The following is a 26,880-nucleotide window of genomic DNA, read 5'->3' as shown; positions in this document are numbered from 1 at the left end:
GCGGGCGTCAGCCGCGCCCGATCAGACGGCGGGCCTGCGCATCGGCGACGTCGCTCGACGGCAGACCCGTCGCCGCCGATGCCGCCCAGATCGATTCGAGGCGACCCGGAATCTGCGCGATCCGCGCCTCGACTTCCTGGCGGTCCCCCTGCCCCAGATACTCCAGCCCGACGTTGATGATCCCGCCGGCGTTGATGACGTAATCGGGTGCGTAGAGGATGCCGCGAGTCGCCAGCAGCGCGCCATGGCGTGCGTCGACCAGCTGGTTGTTCGCGCCGCCCGCGACCGCCTTGCAGCGGAGCGCGTTGATCGTGCGCTCACCGAGCACCGCGCCCAGCGCGTTCGGGCTGACAATGTCGCACTCGGTGGCGAGCACCTCGTCCGCCGCGGCCAGCGCCGCGCCGAGCTCGTCGGCCAGCGCGCGCGCCTTGTCGACGTTGACGTCGGCGAGCGTCAGGCGCGCGCCGTCCTTCGCGAGCAGCCGCGCAAGCCCGCCGCCGACGCTGCCGACGCCCTGGATCGCGACGTGGACGCCCGCCATCCGGTCGCTGCCGAGCGCGCGGCTCGCCGCGGCCCTCACCCCCAGGTAGACGCCCATGGCGGTGAACGGCCCCGGATCGCCGCCCGCGCTGCCGCCCGCGACCGGCAGGCCCGAGACGTGGCGGGTGCGCGACGCGATCACGCCCATCCGCGCCTCCGACATGCCGACGTCCTCCGCCGTGACATAGCGTCCGCCGAGCGACTCGACCGCGTTGCCGAAGGCGAGGAGCTGCGCCTCCGTGATCGTCGCGCCAGCCGCGTCCGCCAGCACGACGCCCTTGCCGCCGCCGAGCGGCAGGCCGGCCATCGCGTTCTTGTAGCTCATGCCCCGCGACAGGCGCAGCGCGTCGACGATCGCGGCTTCACCGGTCGCGTAATGCCAAAAGCGCACCCCGCCCGCCGCCGGCCCGAGCGCGGTAGAGTGCACCGCGATCACCGCGGTCAGCCCGCTGTCCCGGTCGCGGAACAGGTGGACGCCCTCGTGCGCGTCGAAATCGGACAGGTCCCAGACTGCGCTCATGCGCTTCTTCCCAGCTGAAATGATGTTGCGGGCACGCGCAATATTGTTTGCAGTGGCGGATTGCCAGCGCGAATGCAGCAGGTGGGGCGACCGACGGGACTTGAACCCGCAACTTCCGGCATCACAAGCCGGCGCTCTAACCAATTGAACTACGGTCGCCGCAACGAAGCGCGCGCTTAGCCGGGGTTGCGCCGGCGATCAAGGCTGCGCAAAGCTTCGCCCCATGTTCACGCCCGCCAGCGACGTGCGCGTCGCCCCCGCACCCGGATCCGGCTTTCCGGCAGAACCCGTGCTCGACGCGCTGCGCGATGCCACGGGCGTGCAGCGGGTACCGAGCGCCAAGCTCGACCTGTTCGTCGTCCGCAACTTTCTGAACGCCGCGACCTGCGGCGCGGTGATCGCGCAGATCGACGCCAACCGGCGTCCCTCCACCGTCTCCGACTACAACGGCGACGACGCGTTCCGGACGAGCGAGACCTGCGACCTGCCCGACGCCGATCCGGTCGTCGCCGCGATCGATGCGCGGATCGCGGAGCTGACCGGGCTCGACCTGCGCCACGGCGAGCAGATGCAGGGGCAGCGCTACGCGGTCGGACAGGAGTTCAAGGCGCACACCGACTATTTCGAGCCGAACGGCGCCGACTTCGACAAGTTCTGCAGCGTCGCCGGGCAGCGCACCTGGACCGTAATGATCTACCTGAACCAGCCCGAGGCCGGGGGCGCCACGCGGTTCAAGGTGATCGACAAGATCATGCAGCCGGAAACGGGCAAGCTGCTCGCCTGGAACAACCTGCGCAGCGACGGACGCGTCAACCCGGCGACGCTCCACCACGGCATGAAGGTGCGCGCGGGCACGAAGTACGTCATCACCAAGTGGTTCCGCGAACGTCACTGGCCGCGGTGACGGCGATCCCTGTCATTCCAGCGAAAGCTGAAATCGCTCTCATTCAGGGACACACATGCTGCCGTAACCCCAGCGTTCGCTGGGGTTACCGCAGGTAAGCCGGCACACCCGACCCGTCAGAACTTCGCGCTGAGCCCCGCCGAGAAGATGCGACCCAGGTCGTAGCGGTTCACGAACACGCGCCCGCTATCGAAGGTCTGGAACTCCTGGTAGCGGGTCTTGGTCAGGTTGCGCGCCTCGAGCTTCAGCTCGAGATCGGCGCCGGCGACCGAGAAGCCCTGGCGCGCGACGACGTCGAGCCGGGCACCCGGCCGCTCGACCAGGTCGGGCAGGCGAACGCCCGAGCTGACCGCGCCACGATTGGTCACGCGGTCGGACGCGTAGTTCACCAGCACCGTGATCTGCGACAGCGTATCGGTGTCCTCCACGCCCAGCTGGAAGTTCACCAGATGGTCGGACTGCCCGACCAAAGGCGCACCGTCGCGGAACAGCAGGTTGGCCTGGGTCAGCAGCGGTGTCGCGCGGGTGCCGGAGATCGGGTCGGCGACCAGCTCGTTCCCCGCCGAGATCTCCGACTGGGTGTAGGTGTAGTTGGCGATCACCAGCAGCCGCTTGGTCGCGAAGAAGTCGCCGAGCGAGTTCAGCCCGAAGTACTTCTGCACCTCGAACTCGGCGCCGTAGAGCTTCGCCTGCGGCGCGTTGGCGAAGCCGGTCTGGAGCGGTGATTCGTTGGTCGGGAATGACGCAACCGCCTCAATCGGGTCGTCGATCCGCTTGTAGAAGCCGGCCACCGTGATGCGCTGGTCACGCGCGAAGAACCACTCGTATCGCGCCTCGGCGTTCCACAGCACCGAATCGTTCAGGAACGGGTTGCCGTAGAACAGGCGGTCGCTCTCGAAATCCTGGTAGAGCTGCGGCGCGAGCTCGCGGAATTGCGGGCGCGCGATCGTCTTGGACACGTGGAAGCGGATCTGCTGGTCGGCGGCGAAGTTCCAGGTGAAGGTGGCGGCCGGCAGCCAGTAGTTGTTGGCAAGACGACGGTTGAGCGCCGCACCGGCGCGGACGACCTCCACGCCGTCCTCGTAGCGGACACCCGCGGTCATCCGCAGGCCATCGAGCGGCTCCGCCTCGATCTGGCCGTAGCCGGCGTTGATCGTCAGGTCCGCGTCGTAGGCCGCGACGCCTTGGTTGGCGGAGGTGTTGACCAGCCCGATGCCGAAACGCTGGATGGTCGAGTCGGACAGCAGGTAATCCGGCCGCTGCTGAGCCGCGACGACGTTCAGCGCCGAGTTGCCCGGCAGGCGGTACTCGAACGAGTAGCGCGACGACTCACGCTGGGTGTCCTGGTAGTAGTAGCCGGCCGACAGCGTCACCGGCCGGTCGAGATTCAGGTTGTACGACAGGTCGGCCTGGCCCGACCACAGGTCCTCGTTGAGGTCGCTGAAGGCGACCGACGCAGAGGAGTTGCCCGCCAGGTTGTTGACGTAGTCGTTGGCAATCGTGCTGTATTCGTAGGTGAAGGCGCGCTCGTACGGCGACTTGCGCTTCGTGTTGGCGTAGCTGCCGCGCAGGTCGACCGACAGGTCGCCGAACTTGAACTCGCCGACCAGCTGGCTGTCGACCAGCTGCCGCTCGAACCAGTTGGTGTTCTGCTGGATTAGCGGGTCGCGCCCGTTGATCTGACCGGTCAAGTTCCCGGCGAAGCCGCTCGACAGGCGGCCCTGCTTCAGCGTGTCGTGGATGTAGAGGTTGGTGAAGCGGATCTTGTTGCGGCCGAACTCCGCGCCGAAGCCGATCAGGCCGTTCACGATCACGCGATTGTCGGTCAGCACCGTGTCGCGGTCGGACTGAAGCCCGCCCGACGCCGAGTTGGCGACCTGCTGCAGCGCCTCACGCGTACGCCAGCCATTGTTGATGCCCGCCGAGCCGATCACGCCGAGCCGCAGCGACCCATAGTCGAACGACGTGCCGAAGCTCGTGTCGCCCGACCAGTTCGGCGGCAAGTGGTAGTTGGCGAGCAGCAGCGTGGTCGGCGCGTTCGATAGCGAGATCAGATCGGCGGCGTTGGTGACCCCCGCCCCCGTCTGACCGGCACGGCGGATGAAGCCGGGGACGCGGCGCTCACCCGAATCATAGCCGACCGTGTCGTAGCGGCCGCCGTCGTAGACGTAGCCGAGCTCGCTGGTGGTCTCGGTATCGGCGCTGATCCCGCCGCCGATCTGGAGAAAGCTTTCCTTCGGCACGGCGAGCGTGGTCAGGTTGATGACGCCGCCGCCGAACTCGCCTGGGTAGTTGGCCGAGTAGCTCTTCTGGACGAGCGAGGAGGCAATGACGTTGGTCGGAAAGATGTCGAGCGGCACCACGCGGCGCAGCGGCTCCGGCGAGGGCAGCGGCGAGCCGTTAAGGAGCGATGAGGAATAGCGATCGCCGAGGCCGCGGACGAAGACGAAGCCGTTGCCGACGACCGATAGGCCGGTGACGCGCTGAAGCGCGCCGGCGATGTCGCCCTCACCCGTCCGGGCGATGTCGGCGGCGGAGAGCACGGAGACGACTTCCGGCGTCGAGCGGACGATGTTCGGGATGTTGCGCCCGACAACGACGATGTCCTCTAGCTCACCCGAACTGCCCGGACCCGACACGTCGGGCACCGGCTCGCCGGTCTGCGGATCCTGAGCCGCTACGTCGCCCGGCGCGGTGGTCTGCACCTCGGTCGCCTCGGTCGGGGGCGTGCTCGTGGTCGACGACGGCGGGGTCGTCGGCGCGGGTGAGGTCTGGGCGAGAGCGGCGGGCGCGACGAGGATCGTGCTCGCGAGGCAGAGGGCGGCGAAGGTCTTCATGGGCGCTTCCGATAGCCAGAGGGTGGAGGCCCGGGGCGACGGCTGCTCGCGCGCCGCCCCGGGTGCTCGCATCAGCTCGGCAGGCCGGTGCAGGCGCCGCTGGTGGTGCCGAAGTTCGCGCGGTTGGAGTTGCAGGTCCAGCCGCGGAAGTTCGTGTCATTCGGACCGCTGACCGCGCCGATAAACGCGGTCTGCACGAAGAAGGACGTGCCCGACGGGTTGAGCGTTGCCGCGTTGAACGGCGTCACCGCGAGCGTTGTCGCCGTCGGGAAGTAGCCGTTCTGGAGCGCGTTGGCGGCGGTGCCACCCGGCGTGTTGTTGCTGCCCGCGGCGACCAGCGCGTCCTGCTCCGCGGTGGTCACGGTAATGCCGTTCACGGCCGTGGTCGTCGACAAGGCGCCGGTGCAGGCGAAGAACACCGAGTTGAACACCGGCGGGCCGTTGTCCTGCAGCGCAGCGTTCGCCGGCCGGATCGTCGACTTGTCGGTAGCCGAGGTCTCACCCGCCACGATGTTGAGGCACGGCGTGTTCGACTGGATGATGCCGTTCACCATGGTCACGTCGGCACCGCCGCGGATGCGGACCGCCGCGTTGGTCGCGGTGGAGGTGTCGATGAAGGTGAAGTTGGCCAGACGGTAGTTCTGGCGCGGCAGCGCGTCCTCGGCGTTGTTCGAGTCGATCTCGGTCGAGTAGTTGTCGGTCTGCGTGTTGTTGGGCTTCTGCGCCGCGATCACGAACTGGACGAAGCCCTGCCAACCCACATCGGTATCCAAACCGTCGTCGTCGGCGCCGGTGATCGCCAGATAGCGCATGTTCACGCGGCCGCCGAACACCTCGATGCCGTCGTCCGAGGAGTTGTGAACCTGGACGTGGTCGATGGTGGTGCCCGAGCCGACGCCGCCAAGCGTCAGGCCCTGCAGCTCGTTGTTCGGGCTGATGATGGTGCCCGAGTAGCGGATCTGGACGTAGCGGAAGGTGCCGCTGGTGTCGGTCGGGGTCGCACCGCCGTAGAGCGCGTTGCCGGTACCCTCAACGACGTTCTCGCAATTGACCGCGCCGCCGGCGACGCCCGCCAGGTTGCAGTTCGAGATCGGCGCGCGGCCGGCGAGGATGACGCCGCCCCACAGGCCCTGCGACTCGTCGGTGACGCCGCCGGTCAGGTTCTGCTGCGCGGTGAAGATGATCGGCTGCGTCTCCGTGCCCTCGGCCGCGATGCGGCTGCCGCGGTTGACGATCAGGAAGTCGTTATCGGTGTTGGTAGTGTTGGCGTAGAGGACCACGCCCGGCTGGATCGTGAGGATGCCGGTCTGGGTCGAGCCGGTCCCGGTGCCGCCGGCATCAACGCCCACGTCGACGCGGCCATTGATCTCATAGGCGACGCCCGCAAGGCGGGCCAGCGTAACGTTGCCGGTCAGCAGCGCCGGGAGGCGGCACGCACGATAGTTGCCGACGATGCCGCCGTCGTTGGTGCCGGTCGGGCAGCTCGCGGCCGGGGTGCCAGGCGCTGGGGTCGGGGTGCCGGTCGGGGTCGGGGTAGGCGCAGGCGCGGGAGCCGGGATGACCACCGTGCCCTCGCCCGGCGACGCGACGCTGGAGGCGCCATCGCACGCGGACAGCGCAAGGGCGGCGGTACCGGCCATCAGGACGTGGCCGAAGGTCTTCAGGTTGCGCATGACGTCTCCCGTTCGTTCTAGTCGCATGGATGCGTGACGGAAGGCGCTGCCCCCCGGGACCGACTCGAAAGCTACCCCTTTGTCGATCTCACGGCGGGCGCTAGGCCCGCCCTGTGACGGCCGTGTGCGATTTGGGTGACACTTGGGTGACCGAGACGTTACGAAGCTGTGACAATTATTCAGTCATGGGACGAGTGATGCTCGCTTGCCGCTCCTGAGCACGAGCCGGACCTGCCTGAGCGCCTCCGGCTCGGCTGTCGGATCGCCGTCAACCGCGACCAGATCGGCGACCAGGCCTGGTGCGACCCGTCCGATACGATCCGCCAGGCCGAGCAGCGCCGCATTGCCCGAGGTCGCGAGAACGAGGGCGCGGGCACCCAGACCCCAGCGATGCATCAGCACGATCTCGTCCGCATTGGCGCCGTGCGCGAACACGCCCGCATCGCCACCCACGCACAGCGTGACGCCCGATCGCAGCGCCGCGGCGAAGCTGGCGCGCTTGGCCGCGACGCCGGACGGCTCCGGCGCACGCCCGTTCCAACCGGCGTAACGGGCGACCGCCACTGTCGCGGCCAGGGTCGGGCAGTAAGCGGCCCCCCGCGCCTTCATGAGCGCGAAGACCGCCGCCGTTCCCTCGTTTCCATGCTCGATCGTGTCCGCGCCCGCCTCGGCCGCGCGCCGCATACCCTCCGGCGTGCTGGCGTGAACCGCAACCCGGCGCCCGGCATCATGCGCGGCGGCGACCGCCGCCCGCAGTTCCTCCAGGGTGAACGTCGGTCGGCTCGGCTCCCCCGGCCCCCAGCGGTAGTCGGCGTAGAGCTTGATCCAGTCGGCCCCGCGCGCGATCTGGCGACGAACCGCTGCGACCACGCCATCGCCGCTGACCTCCTCGGCACCCTGCGGCACATCGGTTGCGTAACCCTTCGGACCATAGGACCCGGTCGCGACCAGCGCCCGGTTCGCGATCAGCAGGCGTGGTCCGGGCACGATCCCGGCGGCGATGGCGTCGCGCAGACCGGCATCGGCATCAAGCGCACCCTCCGTTCCGAGATCGCGGACGGTGGTGAAGCCGGCCGCGACCGTCAACCGCGCGGCGGCGACCGCGCGTACGGTGCGCAGCGCGAGCGACTCCTTGAGGACCTGATCGTTCCACGACGCCTCGTCATAGGGGTGCAGGAACAGGTGCACGTGGAGGTCGATCAGCCCGGGCATCAGGGTCGCGCCTGGCAGATCGATCCGCTCCGCATCCGGCGGCGCAGCGACATCCGGACCCACGGCGACGATGCGATCGCCGCGGACCAGCACCTTCCAGCCGGCGTGCGGATGCGGATCGACACCGTCGAAGACGCGCGCCGGCACGATCAGGATGGCAGGCGCGGCGGGTTCAGGCGCCGCATTGCCGGTCAGGACGAGGGCAAGAAGCGCGAGCAGGCAGCGCATGGATCCTCCGACAGCGACAGCACTTGCAACCTTGCGCGCTTGATGCAGCCGGGTCGAGCCCGCTTCAGACGCCGGCAGTCGCGCTGCCCGGCCCGAAGTCGAAGCTTCGGCGCAGCGCCTCAGGCAGCTCTGCCAGACGTCGCGCAAGACGGCGGCGCTGCTCCGGCTCCAGCCTCAGCCGGTCGGCAAGCTCCATGCTCCAGTAGCCGAAATCACGCTCCTCGATCTCCCGGTCGCTGAGCAACGTCACCTCGCTGTGGCGGGGATCGCGGGCGATCCGGATGAAGGCGGCTGCCACGCTCTCGCCCGGCCCTTCCAGCACCTGGGTGATCGCCTGCCCTTCGATCACCAGGATGCCGGTGATCCCATCCAGGGCATTGTTGTGGCGCGATACCTGAAGGATCGCGTCGGCGTCGACGTCATCGGCGGCTCTGCTCGAATAGGTGATCTGGCGCAGGCGGTCGGCGGGCATGCCGCTCCATAACGGCGGCAGAACATGCGGGCAACATGCTCAGCGAGCGTTTGCCCGATCGTGGCTCAAGCCGCGAGATGCGGGCGGTGCGTCAGTCTGACGCCGGGACAGCATCGCACCAAAAGGCCCGCCGGTCACGGTGGACCGGACGGGCCTTTAATGGTGGGCGCGACAGGGATTGAACCTGTGACCCCACCCGTGTGAAGGGTGTGCTCTACCGCTGAGCTACGCGCCCCAATCGATCGGCCGCCGGCCGCTCGGGAAGCGGGCCTTTAGGCGGGTCGATCCCGCCTGTCCAGCCCGCCTGAGGGTTTAGTTGACCGAGTCCTTCAGGCCCTTGCCGGCCTTGAACTTCGGCTGCGAGGACGCCGCGATCGTCATTGGCTCGCCGGTGCGCGGGTTACGCCCGGTAGACGCCTTGCGCTTGGAGACGGAGAATGTGCCGAAGCCGACCAGGCGAACCTCATCCCCCCGCTTCAGCGAAGCGGAGATCGCGTCGAAAACGGCTTCCACCGCCTTGCTGGCATCGCCCTTGGCCAGGCCCGACGTTTCGGCAACCTGGCCGATCAGTTCCTGCTTGTTCATGCGTTGAGAACCCCCGTCATTACACGCAAACATGAATGGAATCGCGGCACACGGCCGGAGACCTAGTAAGGCTCCGGCCGGGTTGCGAGTCAAAGGGATTCCAACATTCTTGCGTCAACGAAACGATGAGCCGAGCCGACTGTCTCAATGATGGACAGGGTCGCCCAGCGGCGCGACCCCCGGCGGCGGAAAGGCCGCACGCTCGTCCGCCTCTGACCAGTCGATCGCGCTGAGCTCCCCCGTGAGCGCTAGGCGCAGGACCTCATCGACGTGCGAGACGGGAATGATCTCAAGACCATCGCGGATGTTGCTCGGGATCTCCGCCAGGTCCTTCTCGTTCTCGGCCGGGATCAGCACGGTGGTGATGCCGCCACGCAGCGCCGCCAGCAGCTTCTCCTTCAGACCGCCGATCGGCAGCACGCGGCCCCTGAGCGTCACCTCGCCTGTCATCGCGACTTCGCGGCGGACCGGAACCCCGGTCAGCGTCGAGACGATGGAGGTGACCAGGCCGATGCCGGCCGATGGGCCATCCTTGGGCACGGCGCCTTCGGGCAGGTGGACGTGGACGTCCTTGCGATTGAAGATCGACGGCTTGATGCCGAAGCTCGGCGAGCGCGCCTTCACGAAGCTGAACGCCGCCTCGACCGATTCCTTCATCACGTCGCCGAGCTTGCCGGTCGTCTTGATCGCGCCCTTGCCCGGCACGGTCACGCTCTCGATCGTCAGCAGCTCGCCGCCGACCTCCGTCCAGGCGAGCCCCGTCACCGCACCGATCTGATGCTCCTCCTCCCCGATCCCAAAGCGGTACCTGCGGACACCGGCGAACTCGTGGAGGTTCTCCGGCGTGACCGTCACCTCGGTCGCCTTGTTCTCCAGGATGCGACGCAGGGCCTTGCGGGCGAGCTTGGCGATCTCCCGCTCCAGCGTGCGGACACCCGCCTCGCGCGTGTAGTAGCGGATCAGGTCGCGCAGGCCCGCCTGCGTCAGCGTGAACTCGCCAGCCTTCAGCCCGTGCGCCTCGATCTGCTTGGCGACCAGATGGCGCTCGGCGATCTCGACCTTCTCGTCCTCGGTGTAACCCTCCAGCCGGATGATCTCCATCCGGTCGAGCAGCGGCTGCGGCAGGTTGAGCGTGTTTGCGGTGGTCACGAACATCACGTCCGACAGGTCGATGTCGATTTCGAGGTAATGGTCGTTGAACTTGTTGTTCTGCTCGGGATCCAACACCTCCAGCAGCGCGGACGCGGGGTCGCCACGGAAATCCTGGCCGAGCTTGTCGATCTCGTCGAGCAGGAACAGCGGGTTGGACGTGCCGGCCTTCTTGAGGTTGGTCACGACCTTGCCGGGCAGCGAACCAATGTAGGTGCGACGGTGTCCGCGGATCTCCGCCTCGTCACGCACCCCGCCCAGCGACTGGCGGATGAACTCGCGCCCCGTCGCCTTGGCGATCGACTTGCCCAGGCTGGTCTTGCCGACGCCCGGCGGGCCGACCAGGCACAGGATCGGGCCCTTCAGCTTGTTGGTGCGCGCCTGCACCGCGAGATACTCGACGATGCGGTCCTTGACCTTCTCCAGGGCATAGTGATCCTCATCCAGGATCGCCTGTGCGGCCGGGATGTCCTTCTTGATCTTGCTCTTCTTGCCCCACGGCAGCCCGAGCAGCACGTCGAGATAGTTGCGCACCACCGTCGCCTCGGCGCTCATCGGTGCCATGGTCTTCAGTTTCTTGAGCTCGGCGGTCGCCTTGGTCCGCGCTTCCTTGGAAAGCTTCAGCGTCGCGATCTTCTGCGTGAGCTCGGCGATCTCGTCGCCGTCGCCTTCCTCGCCCTCGTTGCCCAGCTCGCGCTGGATCGCCTTGAGCTGCTCGTTGAGGTAGTACTCGCGCTGGGTCTTCTCCATCTGGCGCTTCACCCGGCTGCGGATCTTCTTCTCGACCTGCAGCACGCCGAGTTCGCCTTCCATGAAGGCGAAGACCATCTCCAGCCGCTTGTGCGGATCGGTCTCGACCAGCAGCGCCTGCTTATCGGCGACCTTGACCGCGATGTTGCCGGCGACCGCGTCGGCCAGGCGCGCGGGATCCTCCAGCTCGCCGAGCTGAACCGCCGTCTCGGCGGGTAGCTTGCGGTTGAGCTTGGCATAGTTCTCGAACTGGTCGACCACCGAGCGCATCAGCGCCTTAAGTTCGGGGCTCAGCTTCTCGGGCGTCAGCTCGCCTACTGCTGCATCGACGCCCTCGGCTGCCGCCTCAAGCGACTCGTCGGTGCCGTCCACCGCCGTCACGCTGGCCGTCAGAAAGGCCCCGCCCTCCTCCAGCGTCTCGAGCTTCGCCCGCTCCTTGCCCGACACCAGCACACGCACGGTGCCGTCCGGCAGCTTCAGCAGCTGCATGACCTCGGCAGTCACGCCCACGTCGTACAGGTCGTCACGGCCGGGATCGTCTTCGCCGGGATCGAGCTGCGCGATCAGCAGAATCTCCTTGTCGTCGGCCATCGCGGCCTCCAGCGCGGCGACCGATTTGTCGCGGCCGACGAACAGCGGCACGATCATGTGCGGAAAGACGACAATGTCACGCAGGGGAAGAACGGGGTAGCTGGTCTTCATGGAAACTCCGGGGGGCGGCCGATACGGGGTCGCCGTCTGGGAACCATATGGGCGCTCCGCGCACGGGCATCAACGTCGCTGGCGGACACGCTTGCCCTGGGGCCGGGATCGCGCAAGGGCATTGAGGATGCTCGCCGCCCTCCTGCTCGCCGCCGCTCCGCTCTCCGCGCAGGGCGATCGGCCGCCGATCACGCCCCAGACCGCCCGCTCCGGCGGCGCGCTCGACCCTGATCAGGCCAAGCTGCGGCTCGACACGGTCGACCTCGCGATCGAGGTGTTCCCGGCGCGGCAGCAGATCGCGGGGGTGGCATCGCTCACCTTCACCGCCAAAGCGCCTGTCACGCTGCTGCCGATCGATCTTGACCGGAACCTGCCGGTGTCGGCGATCAGCATCAACGGCACGCCCCTGCCCCGGAGCGCCTGGCGCAACCCGGACGGACGGCTGTTCGTGACGCTGCCGCGCGCCGCCGCCGCCGCCGCCGGTGGCACGCTCACCGCGCGGATCAGCTACGGCGGCTCGCCGCGGGTCGCGGTGCGGGCGCCCTGGGACGGCGGTTTCGTCTGGGCGAAGACCCCCGCGGGCCAGCCGTGGATCGCAACGGCGGTGCAGGGCGAGGGTTGTGACCTGTTCTGGCCGTGCATCGACTCGCCGACCTTCGAGCCCGCGCGCATGGACCTCCACATCACGGTGCCGAAGGGACTGAAGGCACCGTCGAACGGCGTGCTGCGCACGGTCGACGCGCTGCCGGACGGACGCACGATCTGGCACTGGTCGGTCGCACGCCCGAACACCTACGCGATCGCGCTCAACATCGGCCCGTACGAGGAGCTGACCGGCCGCTACCGGAGCCGCTTCGGCAACACCATTCCGTTGCACTACTGGTACCTGCCCGGCGACAAGGCCAAGGCGGAGCGGCTGTTTGCCGAGTTCGCGCCGACGCTCGACTTCTTCGAGCGCGTGATCGGCCCCTACCCGTTCGCGGCGGAGAAGGTTGGCGTCGTCAACACGCCCCACCTCGGCATGGAGCACCAGACGATCAACGCCTACGGCAACGCCTACAAGCAGGCGGCCGAAGGCTTTGACTGGCTGTTCCAGCATGAGTTCGCGCACGAATGGTTCGCCAACCAGCTGACCGCCGCAGACTGGGACGACTTCTGGCTGCACGAGGGCTACGGCGCCTACATGCAGCCGCTCTACGGCCAATGGCGGGAGGGTGATGCCCGCTACCTCGCGATGTTGATGAAGCAGCGTGAGACGATCGCCAACAAGGCGCCGATCGTGTCAGGCACGCCGCGGGCGGAGGAGGACGTCTACGACGAGGACAAGGGCGGGCCGGGCGGCGACATCTACGTCAAGGGATCGTGGGTGCTCCACACGCTGCGCGGGCTGATCGGTGACCGGGCGTTCTTCGAGGTGACGCGCCGTGCGGTGTACGGCCGCCCCGATCCGCGGCCCGGCAACTTCGCGCCGCGCTTCAGTTCCACCCGCGAGTACCGCGCGCTCGTGAACCAGGTGACGAGCAAGGATTACGGCTGGTTCTTCGACGTGTACCTCAGCCGCGCGGCGCTACCCGACCTAGTTGAGACCCGCCGCGGAACGACGCTCTCGCTCGCCTGGGTGGCGCCGGACGATCTGCCCTTCCCGATGCCGGTCGAGGTGGAGGTCGACGGTGTGCGGCGGACGATCGCAATGACGAACGGGCGCGGCACTCTCTCCGTCCCGGCCGAGGCGCACGTCGTGATCGATCCGGCGGCGCGCATCCTTCGCCGCTCTCGCGCGATTGAGTCCGTGCAGGCGCAAGCCGCAGCGGCAGCCGCGGCAAGGAGCAGACAGTGATGAGCGAGACAACGGGCTTGTGGGCGGATCGCGCCGCCGAGATGGCGGCGGTGTTCATGATCGGCGACGGGCTGCTGGGCGTGCTCCAGCCAGAGCGGCATGTAGCGTTGTGGCAGGACCGGGCACTAGGAGCGGAGCTGACTGTTGCGCCGTTTCGCGACCATCCGGGCCGGCGCCGGCTGTACGGCGTGCTCCAGATCGCCGCGGGGATCGCGCTGGCGGCGCGGCAGCGGCGGCGAGGGTGAGCTGCTTCGATATGCGCCTTCGCCTGCGCTCAGTCGCTACTCAGCACGAACGGTGTGGAATTTGGCAACAAGCCGTTCGTCCTGAGTAGCCGCTGAGCGAAGTCGAAGCGGCGTATCGAAGGACACGGACCGAAACGCTGCCTCGTTACGTGGGGAGCTCAGGCGCGTCTTCTCACCCCATCGTTGTTCCCGGCGACGGCACGTCGACATCGGGCGTCGGCGGCGACACTTCAGGCGGAGGTGCGGTCGGCTGCGCGGGAGCGTCGGGTTGCGACGGGGCGGGCATGGGCGGCGCTTCGGCCGGCGCGATCCCCGGGGTGGCGGGGGTCTCGGCGGGGGGCGCGTCGGGCTGCGGGATCGGCGGTTCGACCGGCATGGCAATCTCCTTGGTTCGCGCCCTCAACGCACCGCTCGCGGCGGCGGTTGCGCGGGCCGTCCCCTTTGCTATAGAGCCCGGCGCAACCGGCGGCTCCTCCGCCGCGCGGGCGTGGCGGAACTGGTAGACGCGCCGGATTTAGGTTCCGGTATCGCAAGATGTGGGGGTTCGAGTCCCTTCGCCCGCACCAGTCCCGGTCCACGTGGCACGCGCGGGGGCAAGGCCGCCCGACCCGATTCCACCTCTGAGTTTGAGAAAGCCACCGTCCATCATGCAGACCGTTGAGACGCTGAACGAAGGCCTGAAGCGCGCCTACACGCTGACCATCACCGCCCGCGACATCGACAGCAAGGTCGATGCCGAGGTGAAGCGGGTCGCGCCGCAGGTGCGGATGCCCGGTTTCCGTCCCGGCAAGGTGCCGGCCAACCTCGTTCGCAAGATGCACGGTGAGGCGCTGGCCCAGGACGCGCTCAACAGCGCGATCCAGCAGGGCGTGCAGGACCTGCTCCAGCAGAAGGCGCTGCGCCCGGCGATGCAGCCGTCCGTCCGGCTGAACGACCAGTTTGCGCCCGGACAGGACGCGGAAATTACGGTCGAGCTGGAAGTGCTGCCGGACGTACCCGCCCCGTCGATCGACGGGCTTAAGCTCGAGCGACTGACCGTCGCCGCCGACGAGAGCGCGGTTGACGATCGCATCGCCGAGCTGGCCAAGGGCAACAAGTCGTTCGACGACGCGTCGGAGGGTCACGCCGCGCAGACCGGCGACCTGGTCGTCATGGACTTCGTCGGCAAGACCGCGGACGGCGTGGCGTTCGAGGGCGGCACCGGCACCGACATGTCGGTGGAGATCGGCTCGGGCCGCCTCATTCCCGGCTTCGAGGACCAGATCATCGGCGTCATCAAGGGCGAGGAGCGCCAGATCAGCGTCACCTTCCCGGAGGATTACGGCGCCAAGAACCTGGCCGGCCAGCCCGCCACGTTCGACCTGACGATCAAGGACGTCCGCGTCGCGGGCGAGACCCGGATCGACGACGAGATGGCCAAGCAGCTCGGACTGGAGAGCCTGGAGCAGCTGCGCGGCCTGATCAAGGGCCAGGCGGAGCAGGAGCTGAACGGCCTCACCCGCACCCACATGAAGCGCAAGCTGCTCGACCAGCTCGCCGCCGGCCACGACTTCCCCGTGCCGCCGTCGATGGTGGAGGCCGAGTTCCAGCAAATCTGGGCACAGCTGACCCACGAGACCGAGCACGAGGCCGATCCGGCGGCGGCGATGGCCGAGCTGGAGTCGGAGAAGGACGACTACCGCAAGATCGCCGAGCGCCGCGTGCGCCTGGGCCTGCTGCTGTCGGAGATCGGGCAGGCGAACGGGATTGAGGTCAGCCAGCAGGAAATGAACATGCTGGTCCAGCAGGCGGCGCAGCAGTACGCCCCCGACCAGCGCCAGCGCTTCGTTGAGTACCTCCAGCAGGAGCCGATGGCCGCCGCGCAGCTCCGCGCGCCGCTCTACGAGGACAAGGTCGTCGACTTCCTGTTCGAGCGCGCCGAGATCAGCGAGCGCGCGGTGACGCGCGAGGAGCTGGAGGCCGCGATCGAGAGCGACGACGGCTTCACGACCGGCACCCATACCCATGACCACGACAAGCCGGCCAAGCGCAAGTCCGCCAAGGCCAAGAACGAGGCGGGCGCGAGCGACGAGGCCGCGGCCACTCCGCCCAAGAAGCCGGCCGCCAAGAAAGCGAAGGCAGCCGAGGTGACCGACGCCGACATCGAGCCAGCCGCGGCCGATGCGGAGCCGGTTGCCGCCGAGCCGGTGAAGAAGGCCGCGACCCGGAAGGCGCCCGCGAAGAAGGACGCGGCACCTGTCGCCGAAGGCGAGGCGGCCGCGGATGCGCCCGCCAAGCCCAAGCGCGCACCGACCAAGAAGAAGGCGGAGGCGTAAGCCTCTCGAGCGTCACCCCGGCCTGGGGGCGGGGTCCCGATTTGGCTCTCGGGTGAGCGAGAGGCGGGACCTCGGATCAAGTTCGGGGTGACGGAATTCGGTCCTACGTCATGCCAGCGAAGGCTGGCATTCATCTCTGCTTCCCCATAGCTGCCGCCTGCGACTGCCGCACCAGACATGGACTCCAGCCTTCGCCGGAGTGACGGGAGTGAGAAGCGGGAGGCTACCCCACGCAACCGCAGCCTGGCTGCGCCGAGCGCACCTGACTTCGCTCCGTGCACCACCGCAACACCCGCCCTGCGCGAAACTTAACGACGACCGCTTCGCCGCCTTGCTCTCGAGAGGTCGCGATGCGACGCTGCGGCACCGCATCGTGCCCGCTGGGTCGATGCTCGCCGGAACCATCAGGAGCGACCATGCGCCTCGTCCCCGCCCTTTCCCTGCTGCTCGCCTCCGTCGCCGCCCAGCCGCTCGCGGCGCAGGACACGCCCGCGACCTACCACCGCGCGCCAGATGCGATCGCCCGGATCCTGGAGGCACCGCAGACGCCCGCCGTCGCGCTGAGCCCCGACCATCGCACGCTGGCAGTGCTGGCGCGCGAGAACCTGCCGAGCATCGCCAACCTGTCGAAGCCGATCCTGCGGCTCGGCGGCTACCGGATCGATCCCGCGACCAACGGCCAGGCCGAAGTGCGCGTCCAGTGGCTGACCGGTCTGACGCTGAAGGACGTGGCGAGTGGCCGCGAGGTGACGGTGGCACTGCCCGCCGGCACCCGCTTCACCGCGCCGAGCTGGTCGCCCGACGGCAAGCGCCTGGCGATGGTCGCGCAGGAGCCGACCGGGCTGACGCTGTGGGCCGCGACGCTCGACGGCCGGGCCGCGCCGCTGCTGAAGGGTGTCAACATGGCGTTTGGCAGCGCGTACGAGTGGCTGCCCGACAGCAGCGGGCTGATCGTCCGCACCGTCGATGCCGCCCGCGGGCCGGTGCCGGCGGCGACCACCACGCCCGCCGGGCCGATCGTGCAGGAGAGCACCGCGCGACGCTCGGCCGCGCGCACCTATCAGGACCTGCTCGCCAGCAGCCAGGACGAGGCGCTGTTCGACTATTATTTCGCGGGCACGCTGACCCGGGTGGGGGTCGACGGGTCATCGCCGACGGTCGTCAAGCCGGCCGGGCTCTACCGCTCCTTCTCCGTCTCGCCCGATGGCCGCTATCTGCTCACCGAGCGGCTGAAGCGGCCGTACAGCTACCTGCTGCCCGCGTATTTCTTTCCGACCGAAATCGCGGTGTCCGGAATCGACGGTCAGGCGGTCCGCACGATTGTCGATCGCCCGCTGGCGGACGACGTGCCAGTCGACTTCGATGCGACAGTGAAGGGCCCGCGCGAGGTCGAGTGGCGCTCGGACGCACCGGCGACGCTCGCTTGGGCGGAGGCGCAGGACGGCGGCGATCCGAAGGCGAATGTTCCCTTCCACGACCGCGTCTACCTTCAGGCCGCGCCGTTCAGCGCGGCGCCGGTCAAGCTCGCCGACGTCCAGAAGCGCTACGGCGCCACTTACTGGGGGAGTGACGGCTTCGCGATGATCACCGATCGCGAGTGGCGGACCCGTACCGAGCGGCGCTATGCCGTGGCCCCGGGCGCGCGGGGCGAGGCTCGCCTGCTGCTGACCCGCAACTACCAGGACCAGTACGGCGATCCCGGCGATCCGATGCTGGAGGCCAACGCCGCCGGCAAGCCGGTGATGCAGTTCACGCCCGACAACCAAGCCGTGTTCGTGTCCGGCGAGGGCGCGACCAAGGCCGGCGCCTTTCCGTTCCTCGCGCGCATGCCAGTCGCGGGCGGCGCGCCGGTGCGGCTCTGGACCGCCAAGGCGCCCTACTACCAGCCGGTCGTCGCGCTGCTCGACGACACCGGCAAGCGCATCCTGACCCGGCGGGAGAGCGCTAAGCTCGCTCCCAACTACGTTATCGAGACGGTCGGCGGCGGAAAGCCGCAGGCGGTGACCAGCTTCCCCGATCCCGCGCCGGTGTTCGCGGGCGTGACCAAGCAGTCGATCACCTACAAGCGCGCCGATGGCCTGCCGCTGTCGGGCACGCTCTACCTGCCCGCCGGCTACAACGCGAAGCGTGACGGCCCGCTGCCGACCGTGCTGTGGGCCTATCCGGCCGAGTACACCGACGCGGCCGTCGCCGGGCAGACGGTGGACGAGGGCAACCGCTTCACCCGGCCGCGCGGGATCAGCCACCTCTTCCTGCTGACGCAGGGCTATGCCGTGCTCGACAATCCCGCGATGCCGATCATCGGCGCGAACGGAGCGGAGCCGAATGACACCTATGTGAAACAGCTGCAGGACGATGCGCAGGCGGCGGTCGATGCGGTCGTCAACATGGGCGTCGCCGACCGCACCCGGATGGCGGTCGGCGGTCACAGCTACGGCGCATTCATGACCGCGAACCTGCTCGCCCACACCGACCTGTTCCGCGCCGGGATCGCGCGGTCGGGCGCGTACAACCGGACGCTCACGCCGTTCGGCTTCCAGGCGGAGCAGCGCACCTACTGGCAGGCGACGCCGACCTATACGGAGATGAGCCCCTTCACCTACGCCAACAAGATCAACGAGCCGATCCTGCTGATCCACGGCGGCGCCGACGACAATTCGGGCACGTTTCCGGTCCAGTCGGAGCGGATGTACGCTGCGCTCAAGGGCAATGGCGCGACGGTGCGCTACGTCGTGCTGCCGAACGAGCCGCACGGTTACCGCGCGATGGAGTCGACGAGCGAGACGCTGTGGCAGATGACCGACTGGCTCGACCGCTACGTCAAGCCGGCCGCACTGAAGCAGACCGCCAGCAAGTGATTGTTACGGTTTGCAGTCTTGACGCAGCGCAGCAACTGACCGGATAACGACGCCACCGCAGCGCGTCGGTCGCGAGACGTCCCAGGAGGGCCGCCGCGAGCGATCACCTGTTCGGAGCAGGAGGAACTCCGCCAATCACGTCGCCCTCGGGCGGCGAACGGCGGGGCTCACGCTTTGACAAGGGGATCGTCATGTCGCACGCCGTTCGTTTCCGCCGCGCCCTGTATCTCGGCTCCGCTATCGCCTGGCTGGGCGCGATGCCCGCCGTCGCGCAGGACGTGCCGCCACCCACCCCGCCCGAGAGCGACGGCGAGATCGTCGTCACCGGCACCCGCCTGGCGCGCGACCCGAACGAGGTCGCCCCCTCCCCCATCTCGACCATCACGGCCGCCGACATCCGCCTGACCGGCCAGATCGATGCGACGGAGGCGCTGCGCGAGATCCCGGCGCTGTCGAACTCGGGAACCATCAGCGACTCGATCGAGCGTGGCGCGGGCGGCATCGGTCAGGCGACGCTCGACCTGCGCGGCATGGGGGCTAACCGCACACTGGTGGTGGTCAACGGCCGGCGTCACGTGTCGGGCGTGGCGGGCTCGCAGATCGTCGACGTGGCGACGATACCCAACGCGCTGATCGAGCGGGTCGACGTCCTGTCCGGCGGTGCCTCCGCCGTCTACGGTGCCGACGCGGTGACCGGAGTCGTGAACTATGTGCTGAAGCGCAAGTTCGAGGGGCTCGACCTCAACCTTCAGCAGGGCATCTCGGGCGAAGGTGACGGGCGGACCTTCAGCGCGGACCTGGTCGCGGGCGCGAACTTCGCGGACGGCCGCGGCAACCTGACCTTCGCGTTCGGATACGCGAACCAGCAGGAGATCCTGTTCGGCGACCGCGACTACACCCGCGACAACGGCCGCTTCAACACCGGCCAGACCTATCCCAGCCCCGATCGCCGCTTCCAGACCGGCGACATCTCGGCCGCCGCCACGCCCAACTTCTTCGCGCGCTACAGCACGGCGTCGGGCCGCTACCCGATCGGTTTCGCGATCCCGACCGCGGCGCAGTTCGCAACCTTCTTTCCCGGCCGCACGCCGACCGCGGCCGAACAGGCGCTGATCGATCGCGCGACGAATGCGCCCTCGCTCGCCTTCTCGGCCTTTCCCGCCTTCGCGATCTCCTCCTCGTCGGGGCTGATCGCGCGCAACGATTACGAGCAGTTCACCGCCGACGTGAACCGCAACGGCGTACCCGACTGCCAGGAAAGCTACATCGGCGCGACCACCGTGCCGAACTTCTACGGCGGCTGCTACGTGTCCAACCCGGACGGCACGGTGCGCATCTTCCGCGATGGCATCATTGCGTCGGGCTCCAACCAGTTCGGCGGCGACGGCGCGCCGGAGCGGACCAGCCAGGCCTCGCTGATCCCCGGCAACCAGCGCTTCAACGTCAACCTGCTCGGCAGCTTCGAGGTGAGCAGCGCGGTGGAGGCGTTCTTCGAGGCCAAGTACGTCCGCTCGGAGACGACCAGCCGCAACAACTACAACACCTTCTACGACTCGCTCTTCATCGCGCCCGACAACCCGTACATCCCGGCCCAGCTCGCCGCCGATGCCGCGGCCGGCGGGGGCCTGCGCGTCTCGCGGGACTTCCTCGATCTCGGGCCGGGCATCACCACCGCCGACCGCGACACCTATCGCGGCGTGGCCGGCCTGCGCGGCGACCTGTCGCCGCACCTACGCTACGAGGTGTCGGGCACCTACGGGCGGACCGACTCCGCGGTGACGTTCTCCAACTCGGTACTGTACGACCGGCTGTTCGCATCGATCGACGCGGTGCGGCTGCCCAACGGCACGATCGGCTGCCGCTCCGACGTCGATCCAACCCCCTATGTGGGCTCGGAATTCTTTTCCTTCATCGAGGGCGGCTTCTTCACCTTCCGCCCCGGCGACGGCAGCTGCCGGCCGGCGTCGCTCTTCAACGGCGTCAACTCGGTCAGCCAGGAAGCGGTCGACTTCATCACCACACCGACGACGACCCGCGCGTCGCTGCGCCAGTATGTCGCGTCGGCCAGCCTGGTCGGCGACACCGGCGGCTTCTTCAGCCTGCCCGGCGGTGCGCCCCAGTTCGCGATCGGCGCGGAGTACCGTAAAGAGGAAAGCCGTACCCGCTTCGATCCGCTGGCGCTCGGCACCATCCCCGACAGCGCGCCGGCAGGACTAGCAGGTCAGTTCATCGGCGACCTGAGCTCCAACCAGTCGCTGGTGTTCGACGCGCAGACCCGCACCTTTAACTCCGGCGGCGAGTTCGACGTGTACGAGGTCTACGGCGAGCTCCGGCTGCCGATCCTGTCCGACCGACCGTTCTTCGAGACGCTGGAGCTGTCGGGCGCGGGGCGCTTCTCGCACTATTCGACCGTCGGCGACACCTTCACCTGGAACGTCAACGGCATCTATGCACCGATCCCCGACATACGCGTGCGCGGGACCTATGCGCGCGCGATCCGCGCGCCCAACATCGCCGAGCTGTTCGACCCGACACAGGGCACCGTGTTCCGCCCGGCCGATCCGTGCGACGCCGCGCAGATCGCCGCGCTCACGACCTCCGATGCCGCGGCGGGCGCCAGGCGGCAGGCGAATTGCGTCGCCGACGGTCTGCCGGTCGGGTTCAACGATCCGCTGACGGCGCGCTTCTCCGGCACGACCGGCGGCAATCCGGACCTGAGCGAGGAGACGGCGACGACCTGGACCGCTGGGCTGGTGCTCGCGCCGCGCTTCCTGCCCGGGCTGACGATCAGCGGCGACTATTACGACATCTCGATCGAGAACGCGATCAGCGCGGTTTCGGCACAGGACATCGTCGACAGCTGCTACGACAGCGCCAGCCTCGACAACATCTACTGCGACCTGTTCGAGCGTAACCGCACGCAGGGCTCGCCGACCTTCCTCGGCCTGTCGTTCCTGCGCCAGCAGCAGCTGAACTTCGGTCGAATCGAGACCGCGGGCGTCGACGCCAACATCAGCTACAGCTTCGCGCTCGGCGACAACCAGATCCAGCTGCGCGGATCGGGCAACTGGGTGCGGCGGCTGAACTTCTTCTTCAACCCGAGCGATCCGAGCTTCATCGATCCGGAGCTGCGCGAGCAGGGCCGGCCCGAATGGTCGGCGACCGGATCGGTCAGCTGGCGCAACGGCCCGGTCGGGATCGGCTACCGCCTCCAGTACATCGACTCGCAATATCTCGCCGGGGTCGAGGCGGAGACCGCCGACGTGGTGGCGGGGCCGGCCGGGCTCGCCGGTGCCAAGTACGTCCACGACGTGTCGTTCACCATCGACGCGAGCGACCGCTTTACGCTGTACGGCGGGCTGAACAATCTGACGAACGTGAAGCCTTACCCGACCAACTCGGCCTACCCGGTCAGCCCTTACGGCCGGTCCTTCTTCATCGGGCTGAACATCAAGACCGGTCGCCTGTTCTGATCGTCGCCGCCGCCTGTCCGCGACCGGCGGGCGGCGATTGACCGGCCGCGACGGGTCGGCGACCGTCCGCGCATGATTACGATGCGTGCGAGCAGCCGACGGATTCGGGCAAGCGTCGCCACCGCGGCGCTGCTCGCGATCCTAGCGTCCTGCGCCTCGCGGCCTGCAGTCATCCCGGCCGCAACGGTCGCCGCGCCGACTTTCGCTCCCGCGTTCGCGCGGGTAGAGGCGTGGGTCGCGCAGGGCGCGTTCCCCGGCGCGGTGCTGGCGGTGGGCCGCGGCGGCCGCCTCGTCGCGATCCGTGCCGTCGGCCGGATCGAGCAGGCCGACGATGCCGCGCCGATGCGGAGCGACACGATCTTCGACCTCGCCTCGCTCACCAAGGTCGTCGCGACCACCACCGCGGCGATGATCCTGGTGGATGCGGGCACGCTCGATCTCGACGCTCCCGTCGTCCGCTACTTGCCGGCGTTCGGCAGGGGCGCGAAGCACGATCGTATCCTGGTGCGCCACCTGCTCGCGCACAGCAGCGGGCTGTTTCGCGAGGTGCAGCTCTGGCGCGATACGACCGATCCGGCGGCGATGCGCCGGATCATCGATATCATGGACGTGGCGTGGCCGCCCGGCACGCACTTCCAGTACCGTGACGAGAACATGATCCTGCTCGCCGACATCGTCGCGGCGGTGTCGGGGGAGCGGCTCGACCGCTTCGCCGCGCGGCGCATCTTCACGCCGCTCGGAATGACCGACACCCGCTTCAACCCGCCTTCGGACCTGCGCGACCGCATCGCGCCGACCGAGCGCGACACGTCCTGGCGGCACCGCCTGCTGCGCGGCGAGGTGCATGACGAGAACGCCTTTGCGCTGGGCGGAGTCGCCGGCCACGCCGGTCTGTTCGCGACCGCGCAGGACCTGTCGCGCTTCGCCCAGATGATCCTCGATAGCGGTCGGATCAAGGGACGCCAGATGGTGCGGGCGGAGACGATCGCCGCCTTTGCGACACCGCAGCCGCTCCCGCCCGGTACGTCGCGCGCGCTCGGCTGGGACACGCCCGGCGCGACGAAGGGGTTCGCGGGGCCGCTCGCCAGCCCGGGCGCGATCATGCACACCGGCTTCACCGGCACCTCGCTCTACATCGACCGCGCGCGCGGCGCGTACGTCATCCTGCTCACCAACCGGGTGAACCCCACCCGCGACAATGCGCTGATCGGGGCAGCGCGCCGCGACATCCACACCGCCGTGCTTGCCGCCCTGGATCAGCCAGGCCTTGCCGCCCCGCGCTGACTGGGCTGTAGTGCGCGCCTGACTCCGGGGGGAACAACCATGATCCGTCGCCTTGCCGCCGCGCTGCTGGTTGCCGCGTCACCGCTACCGCTGATGGCGCAGGATGGACCGGTTGCGCGGGCGAGCTTCGCCGAGCCGACGATCGCGCCCGACGGGCAGACGATCGCCTTCGTCTCCGGCGGTGACATCTGGGAGGTCGCACGCGGTGGCGGCATCGCCCGCCTGCTGGTCAGCGACGCGGCGACCGAGGGTCGGCCGCTCTACTCGCCCGACGGCACCCAGCTCGCCTTCACCTCGACCCGCGGCGGATCGCCGAACATCTACCTGCTCGACCTGGCGAGCGGCGCGGTGACCCGGCTGACCTGGGCGGAGGCGACGGAGGAGCTCGACAGCTGGTCGCCCGACGGCCGCGCACTCTACTTCGCTTCCGCCGCGCAGGAGGTCGGGCGTCAGCCCGACATCTTCCGCATTCCCGCGACCGGCGGCACGCCGGTGCAGGTCAGCCGCGAACGCTTCCTGTCCGAGTTCCATGCGGCACCCTCCCCGGATGGGCGCAGCCTAGCGCTGGTCGCGCGTGGGATCAGCAGTAACCAGTGGTGGCGCAACGGCAGCTCGCACATCGACCAGAGCGAGATCTGGATGAAGTCGGCCGACACCTACCGCAAGCTCGTCGGCCGCCCGGCGCGCCACGCCTGGCCGATGTGGTCGCCCGACGGCGCCACTCTTACCTTCATGAGCGACGCCGGCGGGACGGAGAACCTGTGGCGCGTCGCGGCGAGCGGGGGCGAGCCGACGCAGCTGACCCGGTTCACCGATGGTCGCGTGCTGTTCCCGTCGAGCAACGGCCGGCTCATCGCATTCGAGCGTGATCAGGCGATCTGGACCTTCGATCCCGCCACGGGCCAGGCGGCACCGGTCGCGATCACGTTGCGCGGCGCGCCGGCCACCCCGCCGCGCCAGCACCTGCGGCTCCCCGCTTTCCAGAAACTCGCACTCTCCCCCGACGGGCAGAAGGTGGCGGTGATCGGCCGCGGCGAGGTGTTCGCGGCTTCCGCCAAGGACGGCGGCGTCGCGCAGCGCATTACCGACACGGCTGTCGCCGAGCGCGAGGTGGCCTGGTCCCCCGACAGCCGCCGCCTGCTCTACATCGCCGAGCGCGGACCCAGCATGCGCGTGCTGGTCGAACAGGACGTGGCGAGCGAGCGTGCAACCGTGCTGACCAGCGCCGGCGTGGCGGCGGTGCCGGTCTACGCACCCGACGGCAAGTCTGCCGCTTACGTGGTCGACGATCGCGAGCTCCACGTCGTGACCCTGCCCGCCGCCGGCCAGCCGCGCACCGACCGCCTGCTGTTCACCGGCGCCGTCGCGACCGACGAGCGCTACGGACCGAAGCCGGTATGGTCGCCCGACGGCAAGTGGATCGCCTTTCCGGTGACCGACCGCCGCTCCTTCACCAACGTCCATGTCGTCCCGGCTGCAGGCGGCACGGCGCGACCGGTCAGCTTCCTCGGCAACGGGCAGATGGGCCAGATCGCCTGGGCACCGGATGGCACCTACATCCTGTTCGACACCGCGCAGCGCAGCGAGCAGACCAAGATCGTCCGGGTCGACCTGCTGCCCCATGTCCCTCGCTTCAAGGAGGACGTGTTCCGCGACCTCTTCAAGCCCGATCGCCAGCCGGGCACGCCCGCCGCGCCGACCGACGCACCGGCGGCGCCCGCGCCGGCGGCACCGCTGCCGGCGGCGCAGCGCAAGGGCGCAGCTTCGACCAATGCGAAGCCCGCACCCAAGCCGGTGACGATCGTGTGGGAAGGCCTGCGCGAGCGCGCGACGATCCTGCCACTGGGGCTAAGCGCCGATACCCCGGTGATCAGCGGCGACGGCAAGACGCTGGTGTTCCGGGCGGAGGAGCGCGGCCAGAGCAACCTCTACAGCTACAACCTCGACGAGCTGGCGAAGGAGCCGCCGGTCCCCGTCCAGATCAGCCAAAGCGACAAGCCCAAGGGCGACTTCGCACTGTCGGGCGACGGCAAGACGCTGGTCTATCTCGACGGCGGCCGCATCTTCTCCACCGCGCTCGAAGGCCCGAAGCCGAAGGGGATCGACGTCGATGCGTCGATGGACGTCGACTTCGCGATGGAAAAGCAGGTGATGTTCGATCAGGCGTGGGGCGTGCTCGACCGGCGCTTCTACGACCCCAAGTTCCACGGCAAGGATTGGGCGGCGCTGCGTACCCGCTACCAGCCCTATCTCGCGGGCGCGCGCACGCCCGATGAGGCGCGGCGCGTGATCAGCCTGATGATCGGGGAGCTGAACGCCAGCCACACGGGGATCGGCCGGCCGCAGAGCGGGCCGGGGTCGCTGCCGAACGACCGGGTGGGCGACCTCGGCGTCCGCTTTGATGCATCAGCCGTCGAGTCGGGCCGCGGGCTGGTGGTGCGCGAGGTGATCGCGCTCGGCCCCGCCGCGATCGCCGGCATCCGCCCGGGCGAGCGGATCGCTGCGATCAACGGCCGGGCGATCCGCGCGACTGACAACCTCGACGCGCTGCTGGAGAACAGGGTCGGCGACCGCGTGGTGATCGGCGTCGTTGGCACGGGCGGCCAGCGCAGCGTGACGGTGCGCCCCGTCTCGGCGTCAACGGCCGCGGGGCTCGCCTATCGCGACTGGGTGGCCGATCGCCGCGCGCTCGTGTCCAAGCTCTCGGGCGGTCGACTCGGCTACGTCCACATCGCCGACATGAGCTCGGACTCGCTCGATCAGCTCTACCTCGATCTCGACGCCGAGAACCAGTCCAAGCAGGGCGTGGTGGTCGACATCCGCAACAACAACGGCGGGTTCGTCAACGGCTACGCGCTCGACGTGTTCACGCGCCGCAACTACCTGCTGATGACCCCGCGCGACCTGTTCCCGGTGCCGAGCCGGCAGGCGCTCGGGCAGCGTGCGCTCGGCGTGCCAACGGTGCTGCTCACCAACGAGAGTTCGCTCTCGGACGCGGAGGATTTCACCGAAGGTTACCGCACGCTCGGCCTGGGCAAGGTCGTCGGCCAGCCGACGTCGGGGTGGATCATTTTTACCGGCGCCGAGCCGCTGATCGACGGCTCCAGCGTGCGCGTCCCCTCGACCCGGATCGAGGACACGCGCGGGCAGAACATGGAAGGCAATCCGCGGCCCGTTGACGTGACGGTCGAGCGGCCGCTCGGCGAGACGCTGACCGGGAACGACGCGCAGCTCGAGGCGGCGGTGAAGGTGCTGCTCGGAGCCTAAGTCTCCCACCCTCAAAGGGAGGGGAGTTA

General features: G+C 68.9%; 16 protein-coding genes and 3 tRNA genes. 9 read left to right on the top strand and 10 right to left on the bottom strand.

All coding sequences use genetic code 11. The annotated features are described in order from the left end of the window. Nucleotides 1-7 precede the first annotated feature (7 nt). Nucleotides 8-1,060, bottom strand: a complete 1,053-nt coding sequence (locus CRO12_RS10085; protein ID WP_097063902.1) for a Glu/Leu/Phe/Val family dehydrogenase — start codon at nucleotides 1,058-1,060, stop codon at nucleotides 8-10. An 82-nt stretch (nucleotides 1,061-1,142) separates the two neighbouring features. Further along, nucleotides 1,143-1,219, bottom strand: a tRNA-His gene (locus tag CRO12_RS10080). Between the two features lie 64 nt (nucleotides 1,220-1,283). Between CRO12_RS10080 and CRO12_RS10075 the strand changes: the two genes are divergently transcribed. After that, complete coding sequence (locus tag CRO12_RS10075) at nucleotides 1,284-1,964, top strand: prolyl hydroxylase family protein (protein ID WP_097063901.1); 681 nt, start codon at nucleotides 1,284-1,286, stop codon at nucleotides 1,962-1,964. 116 nt (nucleotides 1,965-2,080) lie between these two features. Here CRO12_RS10075 and CRO12_RS10070 read toward each other — a convergent pair whose 3' ends face one another. The 7 genes from CRO12_RS10070 to lon form a co-directional block, all read right to left on the bottom strand. Then, entirely contained in the window at nucleotides 2,081-4,801 is a 2,721-nt protein-coding gene (locus tag CRO12_RS10070; protein ID WP_097063900.1) for a TonB-dependent receptor domain-containing protein, read from the bottom strand. 71 nt (nucleotides 4,802-4,872) lie between these two features. Then, nucleotides 4,873-6,474, bottom strand: a complete 1,602-nt coding sequence (locus CRO12_RS10065; protein ID WP_097063899.1) for a hypothetical protein — start codon at nucleotides 6,472-6,474, stop codon at nucleotides 4,873-4,875. A gap of 183 nt (nucleotides 6,475-6,657) precedes the next feature. Continuing rightward, complete coding sequence (locus tag CRO12_RS10060; protein ID WP_097063898.1) at nucleotides 6,658-7,914, bottom strand: metal-dependent hydrolase family protein; 1,257 nt, start codon at nucleotides 7,912-7,914, stop codon at nucleotides 6,658-6,660. A 64-nt stretch (nucleotides 7,915-7,978) separates the two neighbouring features. Further along, nucleotides 7,979-8,386 carry a BLUF domain-containing protein gene (locus CRO12_RS10055; RefSeq protein ID WP_097063897.1) on the bottom strand — a complete coding sequence of 136 codons (408 nt, stop codon included), beginning with the start codon at nucleotides 8,384-8,386 and terminating at the stop codon, nucleotides 7,979-7,981. A gap of 160 nt (nucleotides 8,387-8,546) precedes the next feature. After that, nucleotides 8,547-8,621: transfer RNA gene (locus CRO12_RS10050), tRNA-Val, on the bottom strand. A 77-nt stretch (nucleotides 8,622-8,698) separates the two neighbouring features. After that, nucleotides 8,699-8,971, bottom strand: a complete 273-nt coding sequence (locus tag CRO12_RS10045) for an HU family DNA-binding protein (RefSeq protein WP_097063896.1) — start codon at nucleotides 8,969-8,971, stop codon at nucleotides 8,699-8,701. Nucleotides 8,972-9,115: 144 nt separating this feature from the next. Further along, on the bottom strand, nucleotides 9,116-11,572 hold the full coding sequence (gene lon / locus CRO12_RS10040) for an endopeptidase La (protein WP_097063895.1): 2,457 nt from the start codon (nucleotides 11,570-11,572) through the stop codon (nucleotides 9,116-9,118). 127 nt (nucleotides 11,573-11,699) lie between these two features. Here lon and CRO12_RS10035 point away from each other — a divergent pair, with 127 nt between their 5' ends. Both CRO12_RS10035 and CRO12_RS10030 read left to right on the top strand, forming a co-directional pair. After that, complete coding sequence (locus CRO12_RS10035) at nucleotides 11,700-13,409, top strand: M1 family metallopeptidase (RefSeq protein ID WP_097063894.1); 1,710 nt, start codon at nucleotides 11,700-11,702, stop codon at nucleotides 13,407-13,409. Beyond that, on the top strand, nucleotides 13,409-13,654 hold the full coding sequence (locus tag CRO12_RS10030) for a hypothetical protein (protein ID WP_097063893.1): 246 nt from the start codon (nucleotides 13,409-13,411) through the stop codon (nucleotides 13,652-13,654). The genes CRO12_RS10035 and CRO12_RS10030 overlap by 1 nt, the downstream gene beginning before the upstream one ends. A gap of 172 nt (nucleotides 13,655-13,826) precedes the next feature. Here CRO12_RS10030 and CRO12_RS10025 read toward each other — a convergent pair whose 3' ends face one another. Continuing rightward, nucleotides 13,827-14,030, bottom strand: coding sequence for a hypothetical protein (locus tag CRO12_RS10025; RefSeq protein ID WP_097063892.1), 204 nt, complete (start codon nucleotides 14,028-14,030; stop codon nucleotides 13,827-13,829). Between the two features lie 105 nt (nucleotides 14,031-14,135). Here CRO12_RS10025 and CRO12_RS10020 point away from each other — a divergent pair. The 6 genes from CRO12_RS10020 to CRO12_RS09995 all read left to right on the top strand — a co-directional run bounded on the left by CRO12_RS10020 (nucleotide 14,136) and on the right by CRO12_RS09995 (nucleotide 26,851). After that, a tRNA-Leu gene (locus tag CRO12_RS10020) sits at nucleotides 14,136-14,220 on the top strand. An 81-nt stretch (nucleotides 14,221-14,301) separates the two neighbouring features. After that, nucleotides 14,302-15,969, top strand: a complete 1,668-nt coding sequence (gene tig, locus CRO12_RS10015; RefSeq protein ID WP_097063891.1) for a trigger factor — start codon at nucleotides 14,302-14,304, stop codon at nucleotides 15,967-15,969. Nucleotides 15,970-16,385: 416 nt separating this feature from the next. Next, nucleotides 16,386-18,827 carry a S9 family peptidase gene (locus CRO12_RS10010; RefSeq protein WP_097063890.1) on the top strand — a complete coding sequence of 814 codons (2,442 nt, stop codon included), beginning with the start codon at nucleotides 16,386-16,388 and terminating at the stop codon, nucleotides 18,825-18,827. 191 nt (nucleotides 18,828-19,018) lie between these two features. After that, complete coding sequence (locus CRO12_RS10005; protein ID WP_097063889.1) at nucleotides 19,019-22,300, top strand: TonB-dependent receptor domain-containing protein; 3,282 nt, start codon at nucleotides 19,019-19,021, stop codon at nucleotides 22,298-22,300. Nucleotides 22,301-22,372: 72 nt separating this feature from the next. Then, nucleotides 22,373-23,584: a serine hydrolase domain-containing protein gene (locus CRO12_RS10000; RefSeq protein WP_245858373.1), complete on the top strand. Its 1,212-nt coding sequence runs from the start codon at nucleotides 22,373-22,375 to the stop codon at nucleotides 23,582-23,584. A 39-nt stretch (nucleotides 23,585-23,623) separates the two neighbouring features. Then, complete coding sequence (locus CRO12_RS09995; RefSeq protein WP_097063887.1) at nucleotides 23,624-26,851, top strand: S41 family peptidase; 3,228 nt, start codon at nucleotides 23,624-23,626, stop codon at nucleotides 26,849-26,851. The last annotated feature ends 29 nt before the right edge of the window (nucleotides 26,852-26,880 follow it).

Origin of the sequence: Sphingomonas guangdongensis, from assembly GCF_900199185.1 — a bacterium.
GTDB lineage: Bacteria > Pseudomonadota > Alphaproteobacteria > Sphingomonadales > Sphingomonadaceae > Sphingomonas > Sphingomonas guangdongensis.
Note: the sequence above shows the minus strand (reverse complement) of the source record. Positions and strands in the feature narration are given on the sequence as shown.

Bases quoted from the DNA above. Each gene is read 5' to 3' on its own strand.
- CRO12_RS10085 (WP_097063902.1), bottom strand. From the start codon at position 1,060: ATGAGCGCAGTCTGGGACCTGTCCGATTTCGACGCGCACGAGGGCGTC.
- tig (WP_097063891.1), top strand. From the start codon at position 14,302: ATGCAGACCGTTGAGACGCTGAACGAAGGCCTGAAGCGCGCCTACACG.
- CRO12_RS10075 (WP_097063901.1), top strand. From the start codon at position 1,284: ATGTTCACGCCCGCCAGCGACGTGCGCGTCGCCCCCGCACCCGGATCC.
- CRO12_RS10005 (WP_097063889.1), top strand. From the start codon at position 19,019: ATGTCGCACGCCGTTCGTTTCCGCCGCGCCCTGTATCTCGGCTCCGCT.
- CRO12_RS10000 (WP_245858373.1), top strand. From the start codon at position 22,373: ATGATTACGATGCGTGCGAGCAGCCGACGGATTCGGGCAAGCGTCGCC.
- CRO12_RS10060 (WP_097063898.1), bottom strand. From the start codon at position 7,914: ATGCGCTGCCTGCTCGCGCTTCTTGCCCTCGTCCTGACCGGCAATGCG.
- CRO12_RS10010 (WP_097063890.1), top strand. From the start codon at position 16,386: ATGCGCCTCGTCCCCGCCCTTTCCCTGCTGCTCGCCTCCGTCGCCGCC.
- CRO12_RS10035 (WP_097063894.1), top strand. From the start codon at position 11,700: ATGCTCGCCGCCCTCCTGCTCGCCGCCGCTCCGCTCTCCGCGCAGGGC.
- lon (WP_097063895.1), bottom strand. From the start codon at position 11,572: ATGAAGACCAGCTACCCCGTTCTTCCCCTGCGTGACATTGTCGTCTTT.
- CRO12_RS09995 (WP_097063887.1), top strand. From the start codon at position 23,624: ATGATCCGTCGCCTTGCCGCCGCGCTGCTGGTTGCCGCGTCACCGCTA.
- CRO12_RS10055 (WP_097063897.1), bottom strand. From the start codon at position 8,386: ATGCCCGCCGACCGCCTGCGCCAGATCACCTATTCGAGCAGAGCCGCC.
- CRO12_RS10045 (WP_097063896.1), bottom strand. From the start codon at position 8,971: ATGAACAAGCAGGAACTGATCGGCCAGGTTGCCGAAACGTCGGGCCTG.
- CRO12_RS10070 (WP_097063900.1), bottom strand. From the start codon at position 4,801: ATGAAGACCTTCGCCGCCCTCTGCCTCGCGAGCACGATCCTCGTCGCG.
- CRO12_RS10025 (WP_097063892.1), bottom strand. From the start codon at position 14,030: ATGCCGGTCGAACCGCCGATCCCGCAGCCCGACGCGCCCCCCGCCGAG.
- CRO12_RS10065 (WP_097063899.1), bottom strand. From the start codon at position 6,474: ATGCGCAACCTGAAGACCTTCGGCCACGTCCTGATGGCCGGTACCGCC.
- CRO12_RS10030 (WP_097063893.1), top strand. From the start codon at position 13,409: ATGAGCGAGACAACGGGCTTGTGGGCGGATCGCGCCGCCGAGATGGCG.